This window comes from Saccharothrix coeruleofusca (assembly GCF_017876325.1).
GTDB classification, from domain to species: Bacteria; Actinomycetota; Actinomycetes; order Mycobacteriales; family Pseudonocardiaceae; genus Actinosynnema; species Actinosynnema coeruleofuscum.
Map to the genome: position 1 here is coordinate 1,672,729 of NZ_JAGINV010000001.1, position 16,185 is coordinate 1,688,913.

Annotated in this window: 15 protein-coding genes; 3 read left to right on the forward strand and 12 right to left on the reverse strand. The window is 77.0% G+C overall.

The window, feature by feature from the left end:
- Nucleotides 1–36: 36 nt before the first annotated feature.
- Genes JOF41_RS07915 through JOF41_RS07955 form a run of 9 tightly spaced genes read right to left on the reverse strand, consistent with a single transcriptional unit; the run spans nucleotide 37 to nucleotide 9,905 of the window.
- On the reverse strand, nucleotides 37–1,134 hold the full coding sequence (locus JOF41_RS07915) for a glycosyltransferase family 4 protein (RefSeq protein ID WP_307867293.1): 1,098 nt from the start codon (nucleotides 1,132–1,134) through the stop codon (nucleotides 37–39).
- Nucleotides 1,131–2,261, reverse strand: a complete 1,131-nt coding sequence (locus JOF41_RS07920; protein ID WP_209617406.1) for a glycosyltransferase — start codon at nucleotides 2,259–2,261, stop codon at nucleotides 1,131–1,133. Before JOF41_RS07920 ends, JOF41_RS07915 begins: the two co-directional genes overlap by 4 nt.
- On the reverse strand, nucleotides 2,258–3,685 hold the full coding sequence (locus tag JOF41_RS07925) for an oligosaccharide flippase family protein (protein ID WP_229796203.1): 1,428 nt from the start codon (nucleotides 3,683–3,685) through the stop codon (nucleotides 2,258–2,260). The genes JOF41_RS07920 and JOF41_RS07925 overlap by 4 nt, the downstream gene beginning before the upstream one ends.
- Nucleotides 3,682–4,941, reverse strand: coding sequence for a glycosyltransferase 87 family protein (locus tag JOF41_RS07930; RefSeq protein ID WP_307867294.1), 1,260 nt, complete (start codon nucleotides 4,939–4,941; stop codon nucleotides 3,682–3,684). The genes JOF41_RS07925 and JOF41_RS07930 overlap by 4 nt, the downstream gene beginning before the upstream one ends.
- Entirely contained in the window at nucleotides 4,938–5,864 is a 927-nt protein-coding gene (locus JOF41_RS07935; protein WP_229796205.1) for a hypothetical protein, read from the reverse strand. Before JOF41_RS07935 ends, JOF41_RS07930 begins: the two co-directional genes overlap by 4 nt.
- A complete protein-coding gene (locus JOF41_RS07940; protein ID WP_307867295.1) occupies nucleotides 5,861–6,940 on the reverse strand; it encodes a glycosyltransferase in 1,080 nt (359 codons plus the stop codon). The genes JOF41_RS07935 and JOF41_RS07940 overlap by 4 nt, the downstream gene beginning before the upstream one ends.
- On the reverse strand, nucleotides 6,915–8,186 hold the full coding sequence (locus JOF41_RS07945; RefSeq protein WP_229796207.1) for an O-antigen ligase family protein: 1,272 nt from the start codon (nucleotides 8,184–8,186) through the stop codon (nucleotides 6,915–6,917). The genes JOF41_RS07940 and JOF41_RS07945 overlap by 26 nt, the downstream gene beginning before the upstream one ends.
- Entirely contained in the window at nucleotides 8,119–9,069 is a 951-nt protein-coding gene (locus tag JOF41_RS07950; protein WP_209617409.1) for a polysaccharide deacetylase family protein, read from the reverse strand. The genes JOF41_RS07945 and JOF41_RS07950 overlap by 68 nt, the downstream gene beginning before the upstream one ends.
- Nucleotides 9,066–9,905, reverse strand: a complete 840-nt coding sequence (locus JOF41_RS07955; RefSeq protein WP_189226614.1) for a hypothetical protein — start codon at nucleotides 9,903–9,905, stop codon at nucleotides 9,066–9,068. The genes JOF41_RS07950 and JOF41_RS07955 overlap by 4 nt, the downstream gene beginning before the upstream one ends.
- 221 nt (nucleotides 9,906–10,126) lie before the next feature.
- On the opposite strand from JOF41_RS07955, the gene JOF41_RS07960 reads away from it, so the two are divergent.
- The 3 genes from JOF41_RS07960 to JOF41_RS07970 all read left to right on the forward strand — a co-directional run bounded on the left by JOF41_RS07960 (nucleotide 10,127) and on the right by JOF41_RS07970 (nucleotide 13,924).
- Nucleotides 10,127–11,047 carry a DUF8832 domain-containing protein gene (locus tag JOF41_RS07960; protein WP_209617412.1) on the forward strand — a complete coding sequence of 307 codons (921 nt, stop codon included), beginning with the start codon at nucleotides 10,127–10,129 and terminating at the stop codon, nucleotides 11,045–11,047.
- A gap of 61 nt (nucleotides 11,048–11,108) precedes the next feature.
- Nucleotides 11,109–13,304, forward strand: a complete 2,196-nt coding sequence (locus tag JOF41_RS07965) for a heavy metal translocating P-type ATPase (RefSeq protein WP_209624075.1) — start codon at nucleotides 11,109–11,111, stop codon at nucleotides 13,302–13,304.
- Nucleotides 13,301–13,924, forward strand: a complete 624-nt coding sequence (locus JOF41_RS07970; protein ID WP_189226616.1) for a TVP38/TMEM64 family protein — start codon at nucleotides 13,301–13,303, stop codon at nucleotides 13,922–13,924. Before JOF41_RS07965 ends, JOF41_RS07970 begins: the two co-directional genes overlap by 4 nt.
- 88 nt (nucleotides 13,925–14,012) lie before the next feature.
- Here JOF41_RS07970 and JOF41_RS07975 read toward each other — a convergent pair whose 3' ends face one another.
- The 3 genes from JOF41_RS07975 to JOF41_RS07985 all read right to left on the reverse strand — a co-directional run bounded on the left by JOF41_RS07975 (nucleotide 14,013) and on the right by JOF41_RS07985 (nucleotide 16,065).
- Nucleotides 14,013–14,855, reverse strand: coding sequence for a DUF3152 domain-containing protein (locus JOF41_RS07975; protein WP_307867296.1), 843 nt, complete (start codon nucleotides 14,853–14,855; stop codon nucleotides 14,013–14,015).
- Entirely contained in the window at nucleotides 14,852–15,502 is a 651-nt protein-coding gene (locus JOF41_RS07980) for a DivIVA domain-containing protein (RefSeq protein ID WP_189226617.1), read from the reverse strand. Before JOF41_RS07980 ends, JOF41_RS07975 begins: the two co-directional genes overlap by 4 nt.
- 125 nt (nucleotides 15,503–15,627) lie before the next feature.
- Nucleotides 15,628–16,065: a hypothetical protein gene (locus tag JOF41_RS07985; RefSeq protein ID WP_209617415.1), complete on the reverse strand. Its 438-nt coding sequence runs from the start codon at nucleotides 16,063–16,065 to the stop codon at nucleotides 15,628–15,630.
- Between the last annotated feature and the right edge of the window lie 120 nt (nucleotides 16,066–16,185).

Consider the following 16,185-nt stretch of genomic DNA (forward strand, 5'->3'; position numbering starts at 1 on the left):
GAACGCTCGGTTCGCGCGGTAGGCGACCACTGTGGATCAGGCGTGCTCCAGCACGTCGTGGTACAGCTCCAGGTGGCGTCGCGCGCACACCTCGGGATCGAACCGCTCCCGCGCCCGAACGGCCAGCAGGCGGCCGGTGCGTCCGGGATCGGTGTCGGCGAACAGGGCCCGCAGCCGGACCGCGAGGTCGGCCACGTCACCCGGCGCGGCCAGCAGACCCGCTCCACCCAGCATCTCCGCGACACCCCCGGTGTCGGTGGCCAGCACCGGTTTGCCCGCCGCCATCGCCTCGGCGACCACCAGCGGCTGCTGCTCCATCGTGGACGGAAGAACCAGCGCGTCGTGCTCGCGCACCAGGTCCGGCACGTCACCGCGGAACCCGAGGAACTCCACCCGGCACCCCGACCGCAGCGCCTCGGCCTCGGCCTCCGCGCGCTGCGGGCCGTCGCCGACCACCGTCAGCGTCGCGTCCGGCGGCGTGGTGCCGGGTGCGGCCAGCGCGCGCAGCAACGTGGACAACCCCTTGCGCCGCACCAGGAGGCCGACGAACAGCAACTTGCGCACCGGTCCGGCGGGCGGGCGCGCGTCGACCGGGTCGACGCAGTTGTCGATGTGCGCCAAGCGGTTCGCAGGCACGCGCAGCCGCGAGCGCAGGAACCGCCCCATCGCCGCGGCGGGCACCACCGTCCGGTGCACGGCACGGGCGACGAGGGCGTCCGCGACGAGCACGGTCCGGGTGTACGCCGAGGGACCGGCCGCTCCCGGCGCACCGCGGAACCACGCTTCGCCCACGTCGTCGGGCACCCCGTGGTAGGTGTGCACGACCGGGCACCGCGACCGCAGCCCCGCGCCGACCAACCCCGCGCGGCGGTCCTGGGCGTGCACCACGTCGGGCCGCCACGCGGCCAGCGCCGCCCGCGCCCGCCGCCCCGCCCGCAGGTCGCCCTTGCGCGGGACCTCGACCGCTTCGTGGTGCCGCGCCAGCGAGTCCGCCGCCCGCGCGGGCGGCGGGCCGAACACCCGCACCTCCGCCCGGCCGGACGCCAGCAGCGCGCGGGCCAGCCGCACGGTCACGTCGACCGGCCCGCCGCGGTCCTGGGTCACCAGGTAGGCCACGCGCAACCGCCCGCTCACCCGGTCACCTCGCGGGCGACGAGTTCCTCCACCAGCGCGTTGACCTGCTCCACCACGCGCCCCCGGTCGAACAGGCACTCGGCGCGCAGCCGCCCAACGGCGCCCTCGCGGTCGGCCAGCCGCCGGTCGGCCAGCCGCGCGGCGATCGCCCCGGCCAACGCGGCTACGTCCCCGGCGGGCACCACCGCCCCCGCGTCCGCCACGCTCTGCCGCACCCCGCCCACGTCGAAGGCCACCACCGGGCGCCCGCAGGCCATCGCCTCCAGGGGCACCAGCGCCATGCCCTCGGCGCGCGAGGGCAGCACCACCACGTCCGCGGCGGCGTAGAACTCCGCCACCGCGTCGTCGTGGCCCCACCACAGCACCGACTCGTGCCCGCCGCCGGTCTGCCACCGGGTTTGCCACTGGGCCTGCCACTGGGCCCGCCAGCGCGCCCCCATCGGCCCGTCGCCCACCAGCACCAGCCGCGCGTCCGGCACCGCGGCCAGCACCGCGGGCCACGCCGCCAGCAGCTGGTCCTGCCCCTTGAGCGGGGCGAGCCTGCCCACGCACACCGCGGTGGGCGCGTCGGCCAACCCCAGCCGCCGCCGCGCGGCCCCGCGGTCGGCGGGCAGCAGGCGGGTGGTGTCGACGCCGTTGCACACCACCTCCGCCCGCGCCACCACCCCCGCGGCCCGGCCCTGCGCCAGCTCGTCGTCGCTGACGCAGACCAGCCGGTGCGTCCAGCGGGAGGCCCACCGCTCCCACGCCCGCGCCGCGCCGCCCAGCGCCCCGGTCGCGGTCTGGAACGACCACAGGTGCGGCTGGAACAGCGTCGGGCGGGCACCCCGCACCACCAGCCTGCCCACCAGACCGGCCTTCGAGCTGTGCAGGTGCACCACGTCGGGCGCCAGGCGCGCGATGATCCGCCACAGCCGCACCGCTTCGGCGAGCGTGCGCGGGCCGGGGTCACGGGTCGCGGACCAGCGGTGCAGCCCGGCCCCGACCTCCCGGAGCCGCTCGGCCAACCGGCCGGGCGGGCAGGCCACGTCCACCGACCAGCCCAGGCGCCGCTGCGCGGCGACCAGCTCCCGCACCACCGCCGCCACTCCCGCGTCAACCGGCTGGGTCACGTGCAGAACCCTCACCGCCGCACCTCCCGCAACTCCCGCACCGCGTCCCGGTCGGTCACCAGCACCGCCGCGGCATAACCGAGCACCAGAACGAACCCCTCCACCACAGCGCCCCCCGCCGAGGCGGCGAACCAGCCGTCGAGCACGAAGGACAGCGCCGCGCAGCAGCAGGCGGCCAGCAGCACGCCGCGCGCCATCCGGACCAGCCGGGCCGGGGGCGGGGCCAGCCCGCGCCGCGCCAGCACCCACCAGGCCACCGGGACCAGCGACCACACCGCCGCCACCTGGACCGCCGCCACCGCCAGCACGCCGAATCGGGTGGCCGAGGCCAACCCGGCCGTCAGCACCACCAGGTGCGCCACCGCCAGCGCCAGGTGCGCGCGGGCGTGCCCGGCGGCCCGCAACGCCTCCCCCCACACGTGCAGCAGGCTCAGGCCCAACCCGTAGCCGCACAGCAGGAACAGCGGCCCCGCGGCGGGCGCCCAGCGCTGGCCGAGCACCACCACCCGGTCGGCCAGCAGCGCGACGACCGCGTAGAGACCACCGGTGAGCACCAGCACGGCGTGCGTGAAGCGGCCGACCGCCGAGGGCAGGTCGGCCCGGCGGCCGTCGCGGACCAGTCGGGCGCACAGCGGGAACGCGACCCCGCCGAGCACCACCGCCACCACGATGTAGGGCACCCAGGCGATCCGGTAGGCCAGCGAGTACACCCCCACCGCGCCCGGCCCGAGCACGTGCCCGATCGCCAGGTAGTCGGCGTTCACCAGCAGCACCGCCACCACCGCGGCCGGACCGACCACGGCGATCCAGCGCACCGCCTCGACCGCGCAGCCCCGGTCCCAGCCCGGCCTGGGCCGCACCCCGACCAGCGCCGCCAGCACCGGTTGCGCGACCGCCGCGCACAGCAGCCCGATGGCGGGCGAGTACGGCCCCGCGCCCGCCACCGCCAGCGCCACCGTCACCGCCGCGCCCAGCACCGCGCTCCCGGAGTCCGGCAGCAGGCGGCGGCGGAAGTCCAGGTCCCGGTGCACCAGCGCCAGCTGCACCCCGCCCGCCGCGGTGAACGGCAGGCTCACCGCCACCAGCCGCACCAGCGGGGCGGCGGCGGGCGTGCCCAGCGCGGCGGCGACCGGCCCGGCGGCCAGCAGCAGCGCCAGCGCCAGCACCACGCCCGTCCCGGCGCTGAGCGCCAGCAGGGTGCCCGCCATCGCGCGCGGGTCCCGCCGGGTGCGGCTGACCAGGTCGTAGACGCCCATCGACTGGACGACCTGGCCGATGTTGACCACCGCCACCGCCAGGGCCACCAGGCCCAGGTCCTCCTCGGTGAGCAGGGCCGCCAGCGCCAGCGTCACCACCACCTGGCTGCCCTTGCTGACCAGGTTGACCAGGAACAGCCACAGCGAGCCGCGGACGGTCCGCTTCCCGAGCCGCTGCGTCACGTCCGCGCGCTGAGGACCGGTTCGGACCGCCGCGCGCGGACGCGTCCGGCGGCGAAGACCACCAGCAGCACCCAGGCCGCAACCACCGCCACCCCGTCCACGGTGACGCCCACCCGGCCGCCGAACAGCGCGCGGATGGCCGTGTCGACCAGGTGCAGGTGCGCGAACGGCACCGCCAGCGCGGCCACGGCCAGGCCCACCACGCGCCAGTCCCGCTCGCCGCGCCGCCGCCACCACAGCGCCACGACGGCCACCATGGCGGGCACCGCGATCAGCACGTCACCGGGCTGGTGCACCACGGCGACCACGACGGCCACGCAGGTCAGCAGGTCCGCCACCGCGCCCGTGCCGGGATCGGCGTCGCGGTCCAGCCGCCGCGCCAGCACCGCGCTGGCCGTGAGCACCCCGACCAGGGCCAGCGCCTCGGCCGCGGGCGGCAGCCAGCCGGTGACCCGGAACAGCACCGCCGCCACGTCCACCCGCTGCCCGGTGGGGGAGTCGACCGCGCCGTAGGAGGTGTGGCTGGCGTGCGCGAGGTTGGCCGCTATCACGTCCAGGAACGCGCCGACGCCGCCACCGCGCACCACCATCGGCACCACCACGACGAGGCTGGCCGCCGCCGCGAGGCCGGTGCCGGTCAACGCCACCCTCCGCGACCCGCGCGCGAACAGCAGCAGCGCCAGCGGGAACCCGAACTGCGGCTTGAGCCACGCCAGCGCCAGGGCCAGCGCCGCCCACCTCGGGTGGCGGGCCCGCGCCGCCAGCGCCCCCGCCGCGCCCAGCGCCACCAGCGGGTTGACCTGCCCCACGTAGAGCTGCGCCTTGCCCACCTGGCTGACCACCAGCAGCGCGGCCACCCCGACCGAGCCCAGCACCAGCGGCAGCCGGGCCCGGCTCGCGGCCAGCACCGCCAGCGCGACCAGCAGCACCAGCGAGGCCAGCGCGAAGGCCACCGCGCCGACCCGGTAGCCCGGCAGCGCGAACGGCAGGTGCAGCACCAGGTGGTAGGGCTGGTAGAGGTTGAAGTTCTGGCGCACCGGCCAGTGCGCGAACATCGCGGCCGGGTCGTAGGGGTTGCCCCCGGCCAGGAACTCGCGGATGGGGTAGTAGAGGGCGTCGCGGAAGTCCTGCATCCGCTCCTCGGGCTTGGTGGCCGGGGTGGGCAGCGGCACCTGCCACGACGGGCGCAGCGCCCGCCACGCGTTGACCGCGCCCACGACCGCGACGAGCGCGGTGATCGCCGTGCGGTGCTTCACGCCAGCACCACCGCCACGATGCTCGTGTCCGGCCGCAGCGCGCCCGCCACCGCGGCCAGCTCGTCCTGCCGGGGCGCCGCGCCGTGGACCACCGCTATCACCGCACCGCCCTCGCCCGGTTCACCGGTCTTGTCCGGCAGTCGCTGGGCCAGCTCCTCGGCCCGCTCCGCCAGCTCCGGCACCACCGCCAGCACCCGCGTGGGCCGGGCCGCGGCTTCGCACAGCACGGTCAGCCGCTCGGTCACCGCCGGGTCCTCGTCCCGCACCACCGCCACCGGTCGCCGCACCCCGGCGGAGGTCAGGGCGGCGCGCACCGCGTCGCCGGAGCGCGTCCGGCGCAGGTGCAGCACGGCGGCGGTGGACACCCCGGACAGCGCGGCGGCGGCCAGCGCCAGTCCGACGGCCAGCGCGTGGTCCGGCGCCACCTGGTGGGTGTCCGGGGTGTCGTCCAGCAGCCGCAGCTCGCCCTCCGGGGCGAGCAGGTCGATCGACATCACCGCGGCGGCCAGCGCGGACACCGCCCGCGCGGCCTGCTCGGCGGACGGCGCGCGCACCGAGAGCCGGGCCAGGCCGGACGCGGGCACCAGCTCCACCCCCACGTGCTCGGCCAGCTCCTCCGGCCTCGTGCCGGAGGCCGCCGCGGCGGTGCCGAGCACGGAGGGGCTGCGCGCGAGTTCGGCCAGCGCGGGCACGCCCAGGGCGACGACCTCGCCGTACTGGCCCGTCCCGCCCTGGCCGGGGGTCGGCCCGGCGAGCAGGCTGAGCCTGCTCTCGTGCTGCTCGCCGCGCAGCGCCACGGCGGCCAGCACGCCCGCGCCCGCCAGCAGCGCCGCCGCGACGCCCAGCACCACCGCCTCGTGCCGCAGCACCCTCAGCGCCCCGTGCCGCAGCGCCCTCAGCACCCGGTTCAGCCACGTCTTCACCGCAGACCTCCGATCGTGGCGCGCAGGAGCTCGTCGTAGGAGCGCATGAACGCATCGGGGTCGTGGTCGCGGCGCACCGCCGCCAGGCCCTCGGCGGCCATCCGCGCCCGCAGCCCGGCGTCGAACAGCAGCTCCCGCAGCGCCTTGGCGGTCGCGGCGGGGGACCGGCGGGGCACCACGATCCCGCCGCCACCGGCCAGCGCCTCGCGCACCCCGTCCACCCCGGTGGCCACCACCGGGCGGCCCGCCGCCAGCGACTCCAGCACCGCCACGGGCATCCCCTCCCAGTCGCTGGTCAGCACCGTCACGTCGGCGGCGGCCAGCAGGTCGGGCACGTCCGAGCGGGTGCCCAGGAAGCGGACCCGCCCCGCCACACCCAGCTCGCAGGCCCGCCGCTGCGACTCGGCGCGCAGGCTGCCGTCGCCCGCCAGCCACAGCACCGCGTCGCCGCCGACCTCGGCCCACGCGCGCAGCAGCACGTCGTGCCGCTTCTGCGGCTCCAACCGGGCCAGGCACAGCGCGACCGGGACGTCCGGCGCGGTCCCCAGCCGCGCGCGCAGCGCGTCCCGGTCGCCGCGCGGCGGCTGGGTGAACACCGCGTTGGGGATCACCACCGGGGCCGGGGCGGTCAGCCCGGCCGCGCGCAGCCGGTCGGCGGTCGCCGCGGCGACCGCCACCACGGCGCGCGAGGTCCGCTTGAGCACGCTCGCCGCGCGCGGGTAGTCCGCCTCCGCCACGCCGTGGAAGACCGTCAGCACCGGCAGCCGCCGGGGCAGCGCCGCGAGCCGGGCCACCAGGCTGGCCGAGACGTTGTGGGCCAGCACCACCTCCGGGCGGAACCCGCGCACGGCCGCCCTGGTCGCCGTCGCGGCGCGCAGCACGCCGGTGGCCCTGCGGCGGGCCACGGGCACCGGGAACGTGGGCACGCCCGACGCCCGCAGCGCGTCCGCGCGGTGCCCGCCGCCGCTGGCCACGGCCGACCGCCAGCCGAACTCCGCGCCCGCGCGGGCCATGCCCGCGACGAGCGCCTCGGCGCCTCCCGCGCCCATCTCACTGATCACGTGCAGCACGCGCACCGGCGATCGTCCTCCTCAGCCGCAGGTCGGCGGCGGCGGCCACGGCCACCAGCGCCCACAGCGGCAGGTAGTACTGCTGGGACAGGAAGGCGGAGGCGACCACGACGGCGATCAGCGACGCCTGCACGGCCACCGCGGGGCGCGGGTCGGGACCGGCCCGCGCCCACCGCTGCGAGATCACCGCGGTGGTGGCGATCAGGCCGAGGAACAGCGCCAGGCCCGGCACGCCCAGCTCGGCCCCGACTTCGAGGTACATGTTGTGCGCCACCGGGGTCTGCTCGTCGACCTCGGCGTTGTGCGAGGCGGCGGGGTAGCCGTCGCGGAACCCGCCCGGCCCGACGCCGAGCACCGGCTGCCGCGCCAGCATCCGCGCGGCCGCCTGCCAGCGCAGCTCGCGGGTGTCCACGTTGGTGCCCGCGATGTGCTCCTTCTCCCGCACCGCCTTGTCCAGCACCGGTCCGGCCAGCAGCGCCACCACGCCCGCCAGCCCGGCCAGCGCCACCGCCCCGACGGCCACGGCGCGCAGCGGCAGCGCGCGGCGCGCCACCAGCCACGCCACCGCGCAGGCCAGCGCGAGCGCGCCGCCACGGGAGAACGTCGCCGCCGCGCCCGCCACCAGCACGACGCCGGCGACCGCGAGCAGCGCCCGGCGGCGGCCCCGGTCGGGCGACTCCCGGTCGGGCAGCAGGGCCACCAGCAGCGGCAGCGCGCCCACCAGGAAGTAGGCCAGGTCGTTGGGGTCCTGCAGCGGTCCGCTCGCCCGCGTCGCCCCATCCGCGACCAGGCTGTGCAGCGCCCCGGCGCCCGCCGCGCTCGCCCCCGCGACAGTGGCGGCCAGCAGGGCGCGGATCGGGACCTCCCGCGCCGCGACGTCCACCAGCACCACCGTCACCACCAGGAACGGCAGCCAGCGCGGCAGGTACGCCAGGGCGAACGGCCCGCCCGCGTGCACCGCGGACGAGGCGAGCAGCACCAGGGTCAGCAGCGCCAGCACCGCGTGCACCGGGTGCGCCTCGGGTGCCCGGCGCTGTCGCGCCCGCACCGCGATCCAGGCCAACACCAGCAGCGCGGACGGCACCTTGGCCAGCTGCGGGTGCACCTGGAGCAGGTAGCCCTCGACCGGGGCCAGCGCCACGGTGAGGCAGGCCAGCGCCCGCAGGACCGCCGTGCCCATCAGCTCAGCACCGGGCCAGTCGACCGGCGTCCCGGTCGCGCAGCCCGCTGCCCGCGCGGGCCACGTGCTCACCGGTGCCCACCACCTCGAAGTGCCGTCGCAGCGCGGCCAGCACCCACCGCAGCAGCTCGACCTTCCGCGCACCCGGCACGGCCATGCCGGGGAAGAACTCCATGCCCGGCGCCTCGGCCGCGCCCAGCACGTCGGTGGGGTGCAGCAGCAGCGACGGCGAGACCCCCAGCGCCCGGCACAGGCGCAGCGCCGCGCCGAAGTGGCCGCGCGCCAGCCGGGGCGAGACCTGGTGCAGTTGCAGCAGGTAGGAACCGTGGATGGGCACCCGCAGCAGCGGCATCGTGGTCACCGGCAGCTCCACCAGCTCGCCCGCGGCGGTGCGCCAGCGGTAGGGGGCGTTGGGGGCGAGCACCCGCGAGAACCCGCCGAACAGCCCGTCCCGCTCGGCGCCGGGCGGCGCGGTGCGGTTGTGGTAGGCGCGGGCCAGCGGGCCGATCCAGGTCGGCAGGGTGCTCGCGTCGTAGCGGTAGCCCCGCTCGGCGAGCACCTCCAGCAGGTCGCGGGTGACGCTGTAGCCGGGGCCGCGGAAGCCCACCGGCCGCGGCGCGCCCGCCGCGGTGATCGCCTCCTCCGCGCGGGCCACCTCCTCGGCCAGCTCCGCGCGGGAGTACCGGTGCAGCCACGGCTCGTGCCGGTGCGAGTGGTTGGCCACCTCGTGCCCGGCGGCGGTGATCGCCGCGACCGCCGCCGCGCCGTCGTCGCGCTCGGCGTCCGCGCCCACCACGAACACGGTGGCGGTCAGCCCCTGCTCGGCGAAGACCTCCAGCAGCCGGGGCACCGCGGCGGGCAGGAAGCTGGGGCGCCGCTCCCACGCCGGGTCGCCGTGGGTCTTCAGGTAGGCCCACAGGTTGTCCAGGTCCAGGGACACGCTGGCGACGTTCACCCGACCTCCCGCGCCACGACCGCGGCCGGGGCGTCCCGCCGCACCGAGCCCAGCGCCAGCACCCCCACCACCACCAGGGACACGCCCGCGACCACCCACCACTCGCGGCCCGGTGCGATCCGGTCGCCCAGGGTGGCGATGCCCACCACCGAGGTGAGCACCACCGTGGTGGCGTCCATGGCGGCCACCGCCGAGGTCGCCGAGCCGCGCTGCAGCGCCACCGCCATGCACGCCTGGCCGACCAGCGCGGCCGCCACCATCAGCCAGCTCAGCGGCTGCAGCGGCAGCCGCAGCAGCGGCCCGTCGGCCAGCGTGCGGCTGGTGATGGCGACGACGGCGAACGCGCCGCCCGCGAGCACCGCCAGGCCCACCACCCCCGCCGCGCGGCGGGCGCGCAGCACCAGCACCGCGGCCAGCAGCGGCAGCCCGAGCACGGCGCAACCCACGCCGACCGGGATGTCGCGGGCCTGCGAGGGGGTGGCCGCGGCGACCAGCAGCAGCAGGCCCAGCGCCATCAGCCCGAGCACCGCCAGCTCCGCGGCGCGCACCTGCCAGCCCAGCACCAGCACGCCGAACGCGGTGGCCAGACCGACCGCGCAGGACGAGCCCGCCTGCACCAGGTACAGCGGCAGCGAGGAGCGGGCCAGGAAGGCCAGCGCGAACCCGCCGACCTGGGCGGCGAACCCGAGCAGGTAGAGCCGGTCGGCGGCCAGCCTGGCCAGCAGGCCGGGGTCGTTGCCGGGCCGCCGGTCGGCCCTCCGGGCCGCGACGCTCTGCGCCACGACCCCGAGCGCGGACATCGCGGCGGAGGCCGCGAGTTCGAGGTGACCCACCACGCAACACTTCCCTGGGACGGCCGGTGTCGACTGGACAGCAGCGTATGAGCAGCCTCTGGCCTGTGCTTTTCGGCGACGGCACAGATCACTCGATCGGGCAGCATGATCACCCGTTGTCGGTCCGGCGGGACCCGCGGTGGAGCCGCTATACCCCCTTGGGGTATAAATGCGCGGGGTGCGGGTGGCCGCGCCCACGGGAAGGGCCGGGTCGAAGGACGGACATGAACACACCAGCGAAGCTCGCCGCCTACGGCGCGGCGCTCGTCCTGGTCGCGGGCGGCGCCTGGGGGGTGGGCGCCGCGGTCGGCCCCCTGCGCGCGGAGCCCGCCGCGAGCGGCCCCGCGGCGAGCGGCCCCGCGGCGGGCCACGGGGACGACCACGCCGCCACGGGCAGCGCGGACGACGGGCACGGCGACGGGGCAGGCGACGGGCACAGCGACGCGCCGCCCGCCGGGCTGGCCTCGTCCGAGGGCGGCTACACCCTCGTGCCCGCGACCACGACGCTGCCCGCCGGGACCACCACGACCTTCGCCTTCCGGATCACCGGCCGGGACGGCGCCGCGGTGACCGGGTTCGACGTCGCGCACGACAAGCGGATGCACCTGGTCGTCGTGCGCCGCGACACCACGGGCTTCCAGCACGTGCACCCGGACATGGCCGCCGACGGCACGTGGTCGGTGCCGCTGACCCTGCCCGAGGCAGGCTCCTACCGGGTCTTCGCCGACTTCGCCCCCACCGGGGGCAGGCCCACCACGCTGGGCGCGGACATCTCCGTCCCCGGCCCGTTCGAGCCGAGGGCGCACCAGCCGTCGTGGACCGCCGAGGTCGACGGCTACCAGGTCCGGCTCACCGGGCGGCTGTCCGCGGGCCACGTGGCACCCGTCCGGCTGACCGTGGCCAAGGACGGCGGCCCGGTCACCGACCTGGAGCCCTACCTGGGCTCCTACGGGCACCTCGTGGTGCTGCGCGAGGGCGACCTGGGCTACCTGCACGTCCACCCAGGCCAGGGCGCGGCGGGCCCGGAGATCCCGTTCGGGGTGGAGGTGCCCACCGCGGGTACCTACCGGTTGTTCCTGGACTTCCAGCACGCGGGCGTGGTGCGCACCGCCGAGTTCACCGTGGAGGTCGGCCGTGACCACTGACAACGCCACCGAGGAGGCGCGCGGGAGCGCCGTCGGGGAGGTCGAGCTGGCGATCACCGGCATGACCTGCGCCTCGTGCGCGTCCCGGATCGAGCGCAAGCTCAACAAGCTGGACGGGGTCAGCGCCTCGGTGAACTACGCCACCGAGAAGGCCAGGGTGAGCTTCCCCGCCGACCTGGACCCCCAGCGGCTGGTGGAGGTGGTCGAGACCGCGGGCTACGGGGCGAGCCTGCCCGCCGCCGAGCCGGAGCGGGAGCCGGACCAGGAGGACCCGACGCGCCCGCTGCGGCAGCGGCTGGTCGTCTCCGCGGTGCTGTCGGTCCCCGTCGTCGCCATGGCGATGGTGCCCGCCCTGCAGTTCACCTACTGGCAGTGGATCTCGCTGACGCTGGCCGCGCCGGTGCTGGTGTGGGGCGCCTGGCCGTTCCACCGCGCGGCGTGGATCAACCTGCGGCACGGCGCGGCGACCATGGACACGCTGGTCTCCCTGGGCACGACCGCCGCGTTCCTGTGGTCGCTGTACGCCCTGCTGCTGGGCACGGCGGGCACGCCCGGCATGACCCACCCCTTCGAGCTGACCGTCCAGCGCACTGACGGCGCGGGCGCGATCTACCTGGAGGTGGCCGCCGGGGTCACCACGTTCATCCTGGCGGGCCGCTACTTCGAGGCCAGGGCCAAGCGGCGGGCGGGCGCCGCGCTGCGGGCGCTGCTGGAGCTGGGCGCCAAGGACGTGGCGGTGCTGCGCGAGGTCCGCGAGGTCCGCGTCCCGGTCGCGGAGCTGCGGGTGGGGGACCGGTTCGTGGTGCGGCCGGGGGAGAAGATCGCCACCGACGGGGTGGTCGAGGAGGGCAGCTCGGCGGTCGACGCAGGCCTGCTCACCGGCGAGTCCGTGCCGGTCGAGGTGGGCCCCGGCGACGCGGTGGTCGGCGCGACGGTCAACGCGGGCGGGCGGCTGGTGGTGCGCGCCACGCGGGTCGGCGCGGATACCCAGCTGGCGCGGATGGCCGAGCTGGTGGAGCGGGCGCAGAGCGGCAAGGCGGAGGTGCAGCGGCTGGCCGACCGGATCTCGGCGGTGTTCGTGCCGATCGTGATCGCGCTGGCCGTGGGCACGCTGGCGTTCTGGCTGGGGGCGGGCGCGGGCCCCTCGGCCGCGTTCACCGCCGCGGTCGCGGTGCTGATCATCGCCTGCCCGTGCGCGCTGGGGCTGGCCACGCCGACCGCGCTGCTGGTCGGCACCGGCCGCGGCGCGCAGCTGGGCGTGCTGGTCAAGGGCCCGGAGGTGCTGGAGTCGACCCGGCGGGTGGACACCGTGGTGCTGGACAAGACCGGCACCGTGACCACCGGCCGGATGAGCCTGGTGGCCGTGCGCCCCGCGGCGGGCGAGGCCGAGGACGAGGTGCTGCGGCTGGTCGGCGCGCTGGAGCACGCCTCCGAGCACCCGGTCGCCCGCGCGATCGCGGAGGGCGCGGCCGCGCGGGTCGGCGAGCTGCCCCCGGTCGAGGAGTTCGCCAACGCCGAGGGGCTGGGCGTGCGCGGCGTGGTCGAGGGGCGCGCGCTCGTCGTCGGGCGCGAGAAGCTGCTGGCCGAGTGGGGTGTTCACCCGACCGAGGAGCTGGCCGGGGAACTGCGCCGGGCGCGGGAGCAGGGCCGCACGGCGGTGCTGGCCGCCTGGGACGGCCGGGCCCGCGCGGTGCTGGTGGTGGCCGACACCGTCAAGCCGACCTCGGCGCGGGCGGTGCGCGAGCTGCGCGCCCTCGGCCTGGAGCCGGTGCTGCTGACCGGCGACAACGAGGCCGCGGCGCGGGCGGTCGCGGCGGAGGTCGGCGTCGACGAGGTGATCGCCGAGGTGCTGCCGCAGGACAAGGTGGACGTGGTCGCGCGGCTGCAGCGGCGGGGCCGGGTCGTCGCGGTGGTCGGCGACGGGGTCAACGACGCCGCCGCGCTGGCCAAGGCCGACCTGGGGCTGGCCATGGGCACCGGGACCGACGTGGCGATCGAGGCGGCGGACCTGACCCTGGTGCGCGGCGACCTGCGCGCCGCGGTGGACGCGATCCGGCTGTCCCGGCGCACCCTGGCCACCATCAAGGGCAACCTGTTCTGGGCGTTCGCCTACAACGTCGCCGGGCTGCCACTGGCCGCCGCCGGTCTGCTCAACCCGATGATCGCGGGCGGGGCGATGGCGCTGTCGTCGGTGTTCGTGGTCACCAACAGCCTGCGGCTGCGCGGCTTCCGCGGCACCGCGGACCGCACCGGGTGAGGGCGCTGCGGCTCGGCGCGCTGGTGCTGGTGGTGGCGGCGCTGGCGGTGGCCGTCCTCACCGGGGTGACGCCGGACGTGGCGCGGCTGCGCGACTGGGCCGCGGCCGCGGGCCCCGCCGCGCCGCTGGCGTTCGCCGTGGTGTGCGCGGCGGGATCGGTGGCCCTGGTGCCCAAGCCGGTGCTCAGCGTCGCGGGCGGGGTGGCCTTCGGGCCGGTGCTCGGCGCGGTCGTGGTGGTCGCCGGGGTGACCGCCGGGGCCGTGGCCAGCTTCGCGGTGGCACGCGCGCTGGGCAGGGACGCGGTGCGCGACAGGCTGCGGCGGGGGCGGTTCGCGGCGGTGGACGCGGCGCTGGAGCGGCGCGGGGTGTGGGCGGTGATCGGCTTGCGGCTGCTGCCGGTGGTGCCGTTCGGGGCGGTCAACTACGCGGCCGGGTTGAGCGGGCTGCGCGTGGGCGCGTTCGCGCTGGGCACGGCGGTGGGCGTGGTGCCTGCCACGCTGGTCTACACGACCACCGGCTCCTCGCTGGGCTCGATGTCGCCCGCCGGGTGGGCGCTGGCGGGCGCGGCGGTGGCGCTGCCCGCCCTGGTCGGCTTCGCCGTCGCCCGCCGCGCGCGCTGACCCCGCTCGCCCGGTGGAGGCGGTGATTCGCTCGGCCGAGCGCTTCCCCGATCACCGCCTCCCCGGTCGCCGCCCCCCGGCCGCGGCGTCAGCCCGGCCAGGAGTTGGGCGTGCAGACCCGGCCGTCCCTGGGCACCACGACCCCCTGCGGCAGCGCCGCCGTGATGTCGGCCAGCTCGTCGTTGCCCGTGCTGAACGTCTGCTGCATCATCAGCGGCGCGGGCGCGCCGTCCTCGGGGCACACCTCGTGCCCGAGACCCAGGTAGTGGCCCACCTCGTGGTTGACCGCGTAGGCGCGGTAGCCGCTCAGGTCGTCGCCGAAGCTGTGCGCGCCGCGGAACCAGCGCGCCGCGCTGAGGTAGACGCCGCCGTCGACGTGGCACGAGGTGTCGTAGGGCAGGTCGAAGCCGCACACCGAGCGCGCGGTCCACTGGGACGCCAGCCTGATCCGCAGGTCCGGTTCCCCGGTCTCGGCGGACCGCAGCGCGACCCGGCCGGTGCTCGCCCAGCCGCGCGGGTGGAGCAGCACCCGGTGCACGACGGCGGCGAAGGAGTCGTCGCCGTGCGGCAGGTCGACGCCGTCCTCCACCTCCACGGCGAAGGTGCGCACCGGCCCTGCGCCCCAGGTGCCGTGCGGCCCCGGCGCCCGGTGCCAGGTGCCGTGGCCGCGTTCCGGGAACGGCACGCCGGCGGGCAGTTCCGGTCCGGTTCCTCCGGCCGGGTGGGCCGGGCCCGCCGCGGCCGCCTGCGGCGCGGGCCCAGCGGGCGTCGGCGCGGGGGGCGGCCGGTCGCGGACCTCCAGCACCACCACCGCAGTCAGCACCACGCACACCGCGAACAGGACCGGCAGGCGCGGCACCCGCCGCCCGCCCCCGGCCGGTCGGGCGGGCAGCTCGCCGGAGAACCCCGCGGGCCAGTCCGGACCGCTCACGTGGTCTCCCCGACCACACCCATCCGGTGGTGCCCGGAGGCCGCCTCGCCCAGCGCGGTCAGCCTGCGCATCGGGCCGGAGATCACCGACTCCCTGGGCGCGGGCACGTCCAGCGGCGTCTCGATCTCCGCGCACCACCGGTCCAGCAGCTCCTGCCGCTGCACCAGGTCCGCCACCAGGCTGCGCGACTCCACCACCGCGGCCTGCACGATCTCCTGCGCGCGCCGGGTCGCCTCGGCCAGCCTGCGCTGGGTCTCCTGCTCGGTCTCGTCCAGCAGCACGGCCTGCCGCGCGGCGACCTCCTCGGCCTGCCGGAGCATCTCCTCGCTGCGCCTGCGCGCCGAGGTCTCCACCGCTTCGGCCTTCTGCTTGGCCACGTGCATCAGGTAGCGGATGCAGCCGGAGACGGTGTTCTCCCTGGAGTAGCCGGCGTGCAGCACCCGGTACTCGCCCAGCTCCGAGCGGGTCGCCTCGAGCTGCCGGGTGAGGTCGTCGACCATCGCCACCGCGGCGTCCCGATCCGTCCTGAGCACCTCCAGCTCCTGCACCAACCGCGCCAGCTCCTCGTCCACCTCGCGCTTGTGGTAGCCGCGCCACTGGAGGCGGAAGGACATGTCGGAGTAGCTCAAGAATTCGTCGATACCCATGTCTGCTGCCCTTCTCTGCCCCTGCCGAGCGCCAGAGCGGTCGTGCTGACCGGTGTACCCGTCGACACCCCTCACGAGACGGTTTTCGGACCAGGAGCGCCCGTTCTGGTGAGCGATCACCCGTCTCAGCGACGAGTGGTACTCCACCGTGGTGAGCTCGAAGATCCCTTCCACCCCTCGGCGGCAGGCGGCCCGCTGTCCACGGTGAACCGGCGCTCCGCCAGGCCGCCCGGCAGCAGCGGCACGCGGCTGGGCACGCGCACCAGCAGGCGGTGCCTGCCCTCGGACAACTCCAAGCCCCGGAAGGAGATCCGGCCGTCCACCCGCGCGGGCCGGACCGGCATCCCGTCCAGCAGCACGACGGCCTCGTCCAGCAGCGCGGGATCGCCGGTGGACACCTGGACGCGGCCGAAGTCCGCCGCCGTGAGCACCGTCCCGTCACCGAGCCCGTGCACGGTCAGGACCGTCCACCGCGCGTGCGCCGCCAGCACCGCCGTCGCGCTCGCCGCCAGCAGGAGCACGAGCGCGGCCGCGGTGCGGACCCGCCTGGTGTTGCGCGTCATCAGGCCCCCCCGGATCTGTGCGGAGTCTGGGAGGCGTTCATACCCCGTGCCGGGGGCGGGAACCGAGAAGTCGCCCGAAGGTGTTAGCCGGCGCGAGGTCCGGCGGTTTCCGGCGTAATG

Excerpts from the sequence above, each read along its gene's own strand:
- JOF41_RS07960 (WP_209617412.1), top strand. The coding sequence starts at position 10,127 with ATGAACACACCAGCGAAGCTCGCCGCCTACGGCGCGGCGCTCGTCCTG.
- JOF41_RS07965 (WP_209624075.1), top strand. The coding sequence starts at position 11,109 with ATGACCTGCGCCTCGTGCGCGTCCCGGATCGAGCGCAAGCTCAACAAG.
- JOF41_RS07980 (WP_189226617.1), bottom strand. The coding sequence starts at position 15,502 with ATGGGTATCGACGAATTCTTGAGCTACTCCGACATGTCCTTCCGCCTC.
- JOF41_RS07985 (WP_209617415.1), bottom strand. The coding sequence starts at position 16,065 with ATGACGCGCAACACCAGGCGGGTCCGCACCGCGGCCGCGCTCGTGCTC.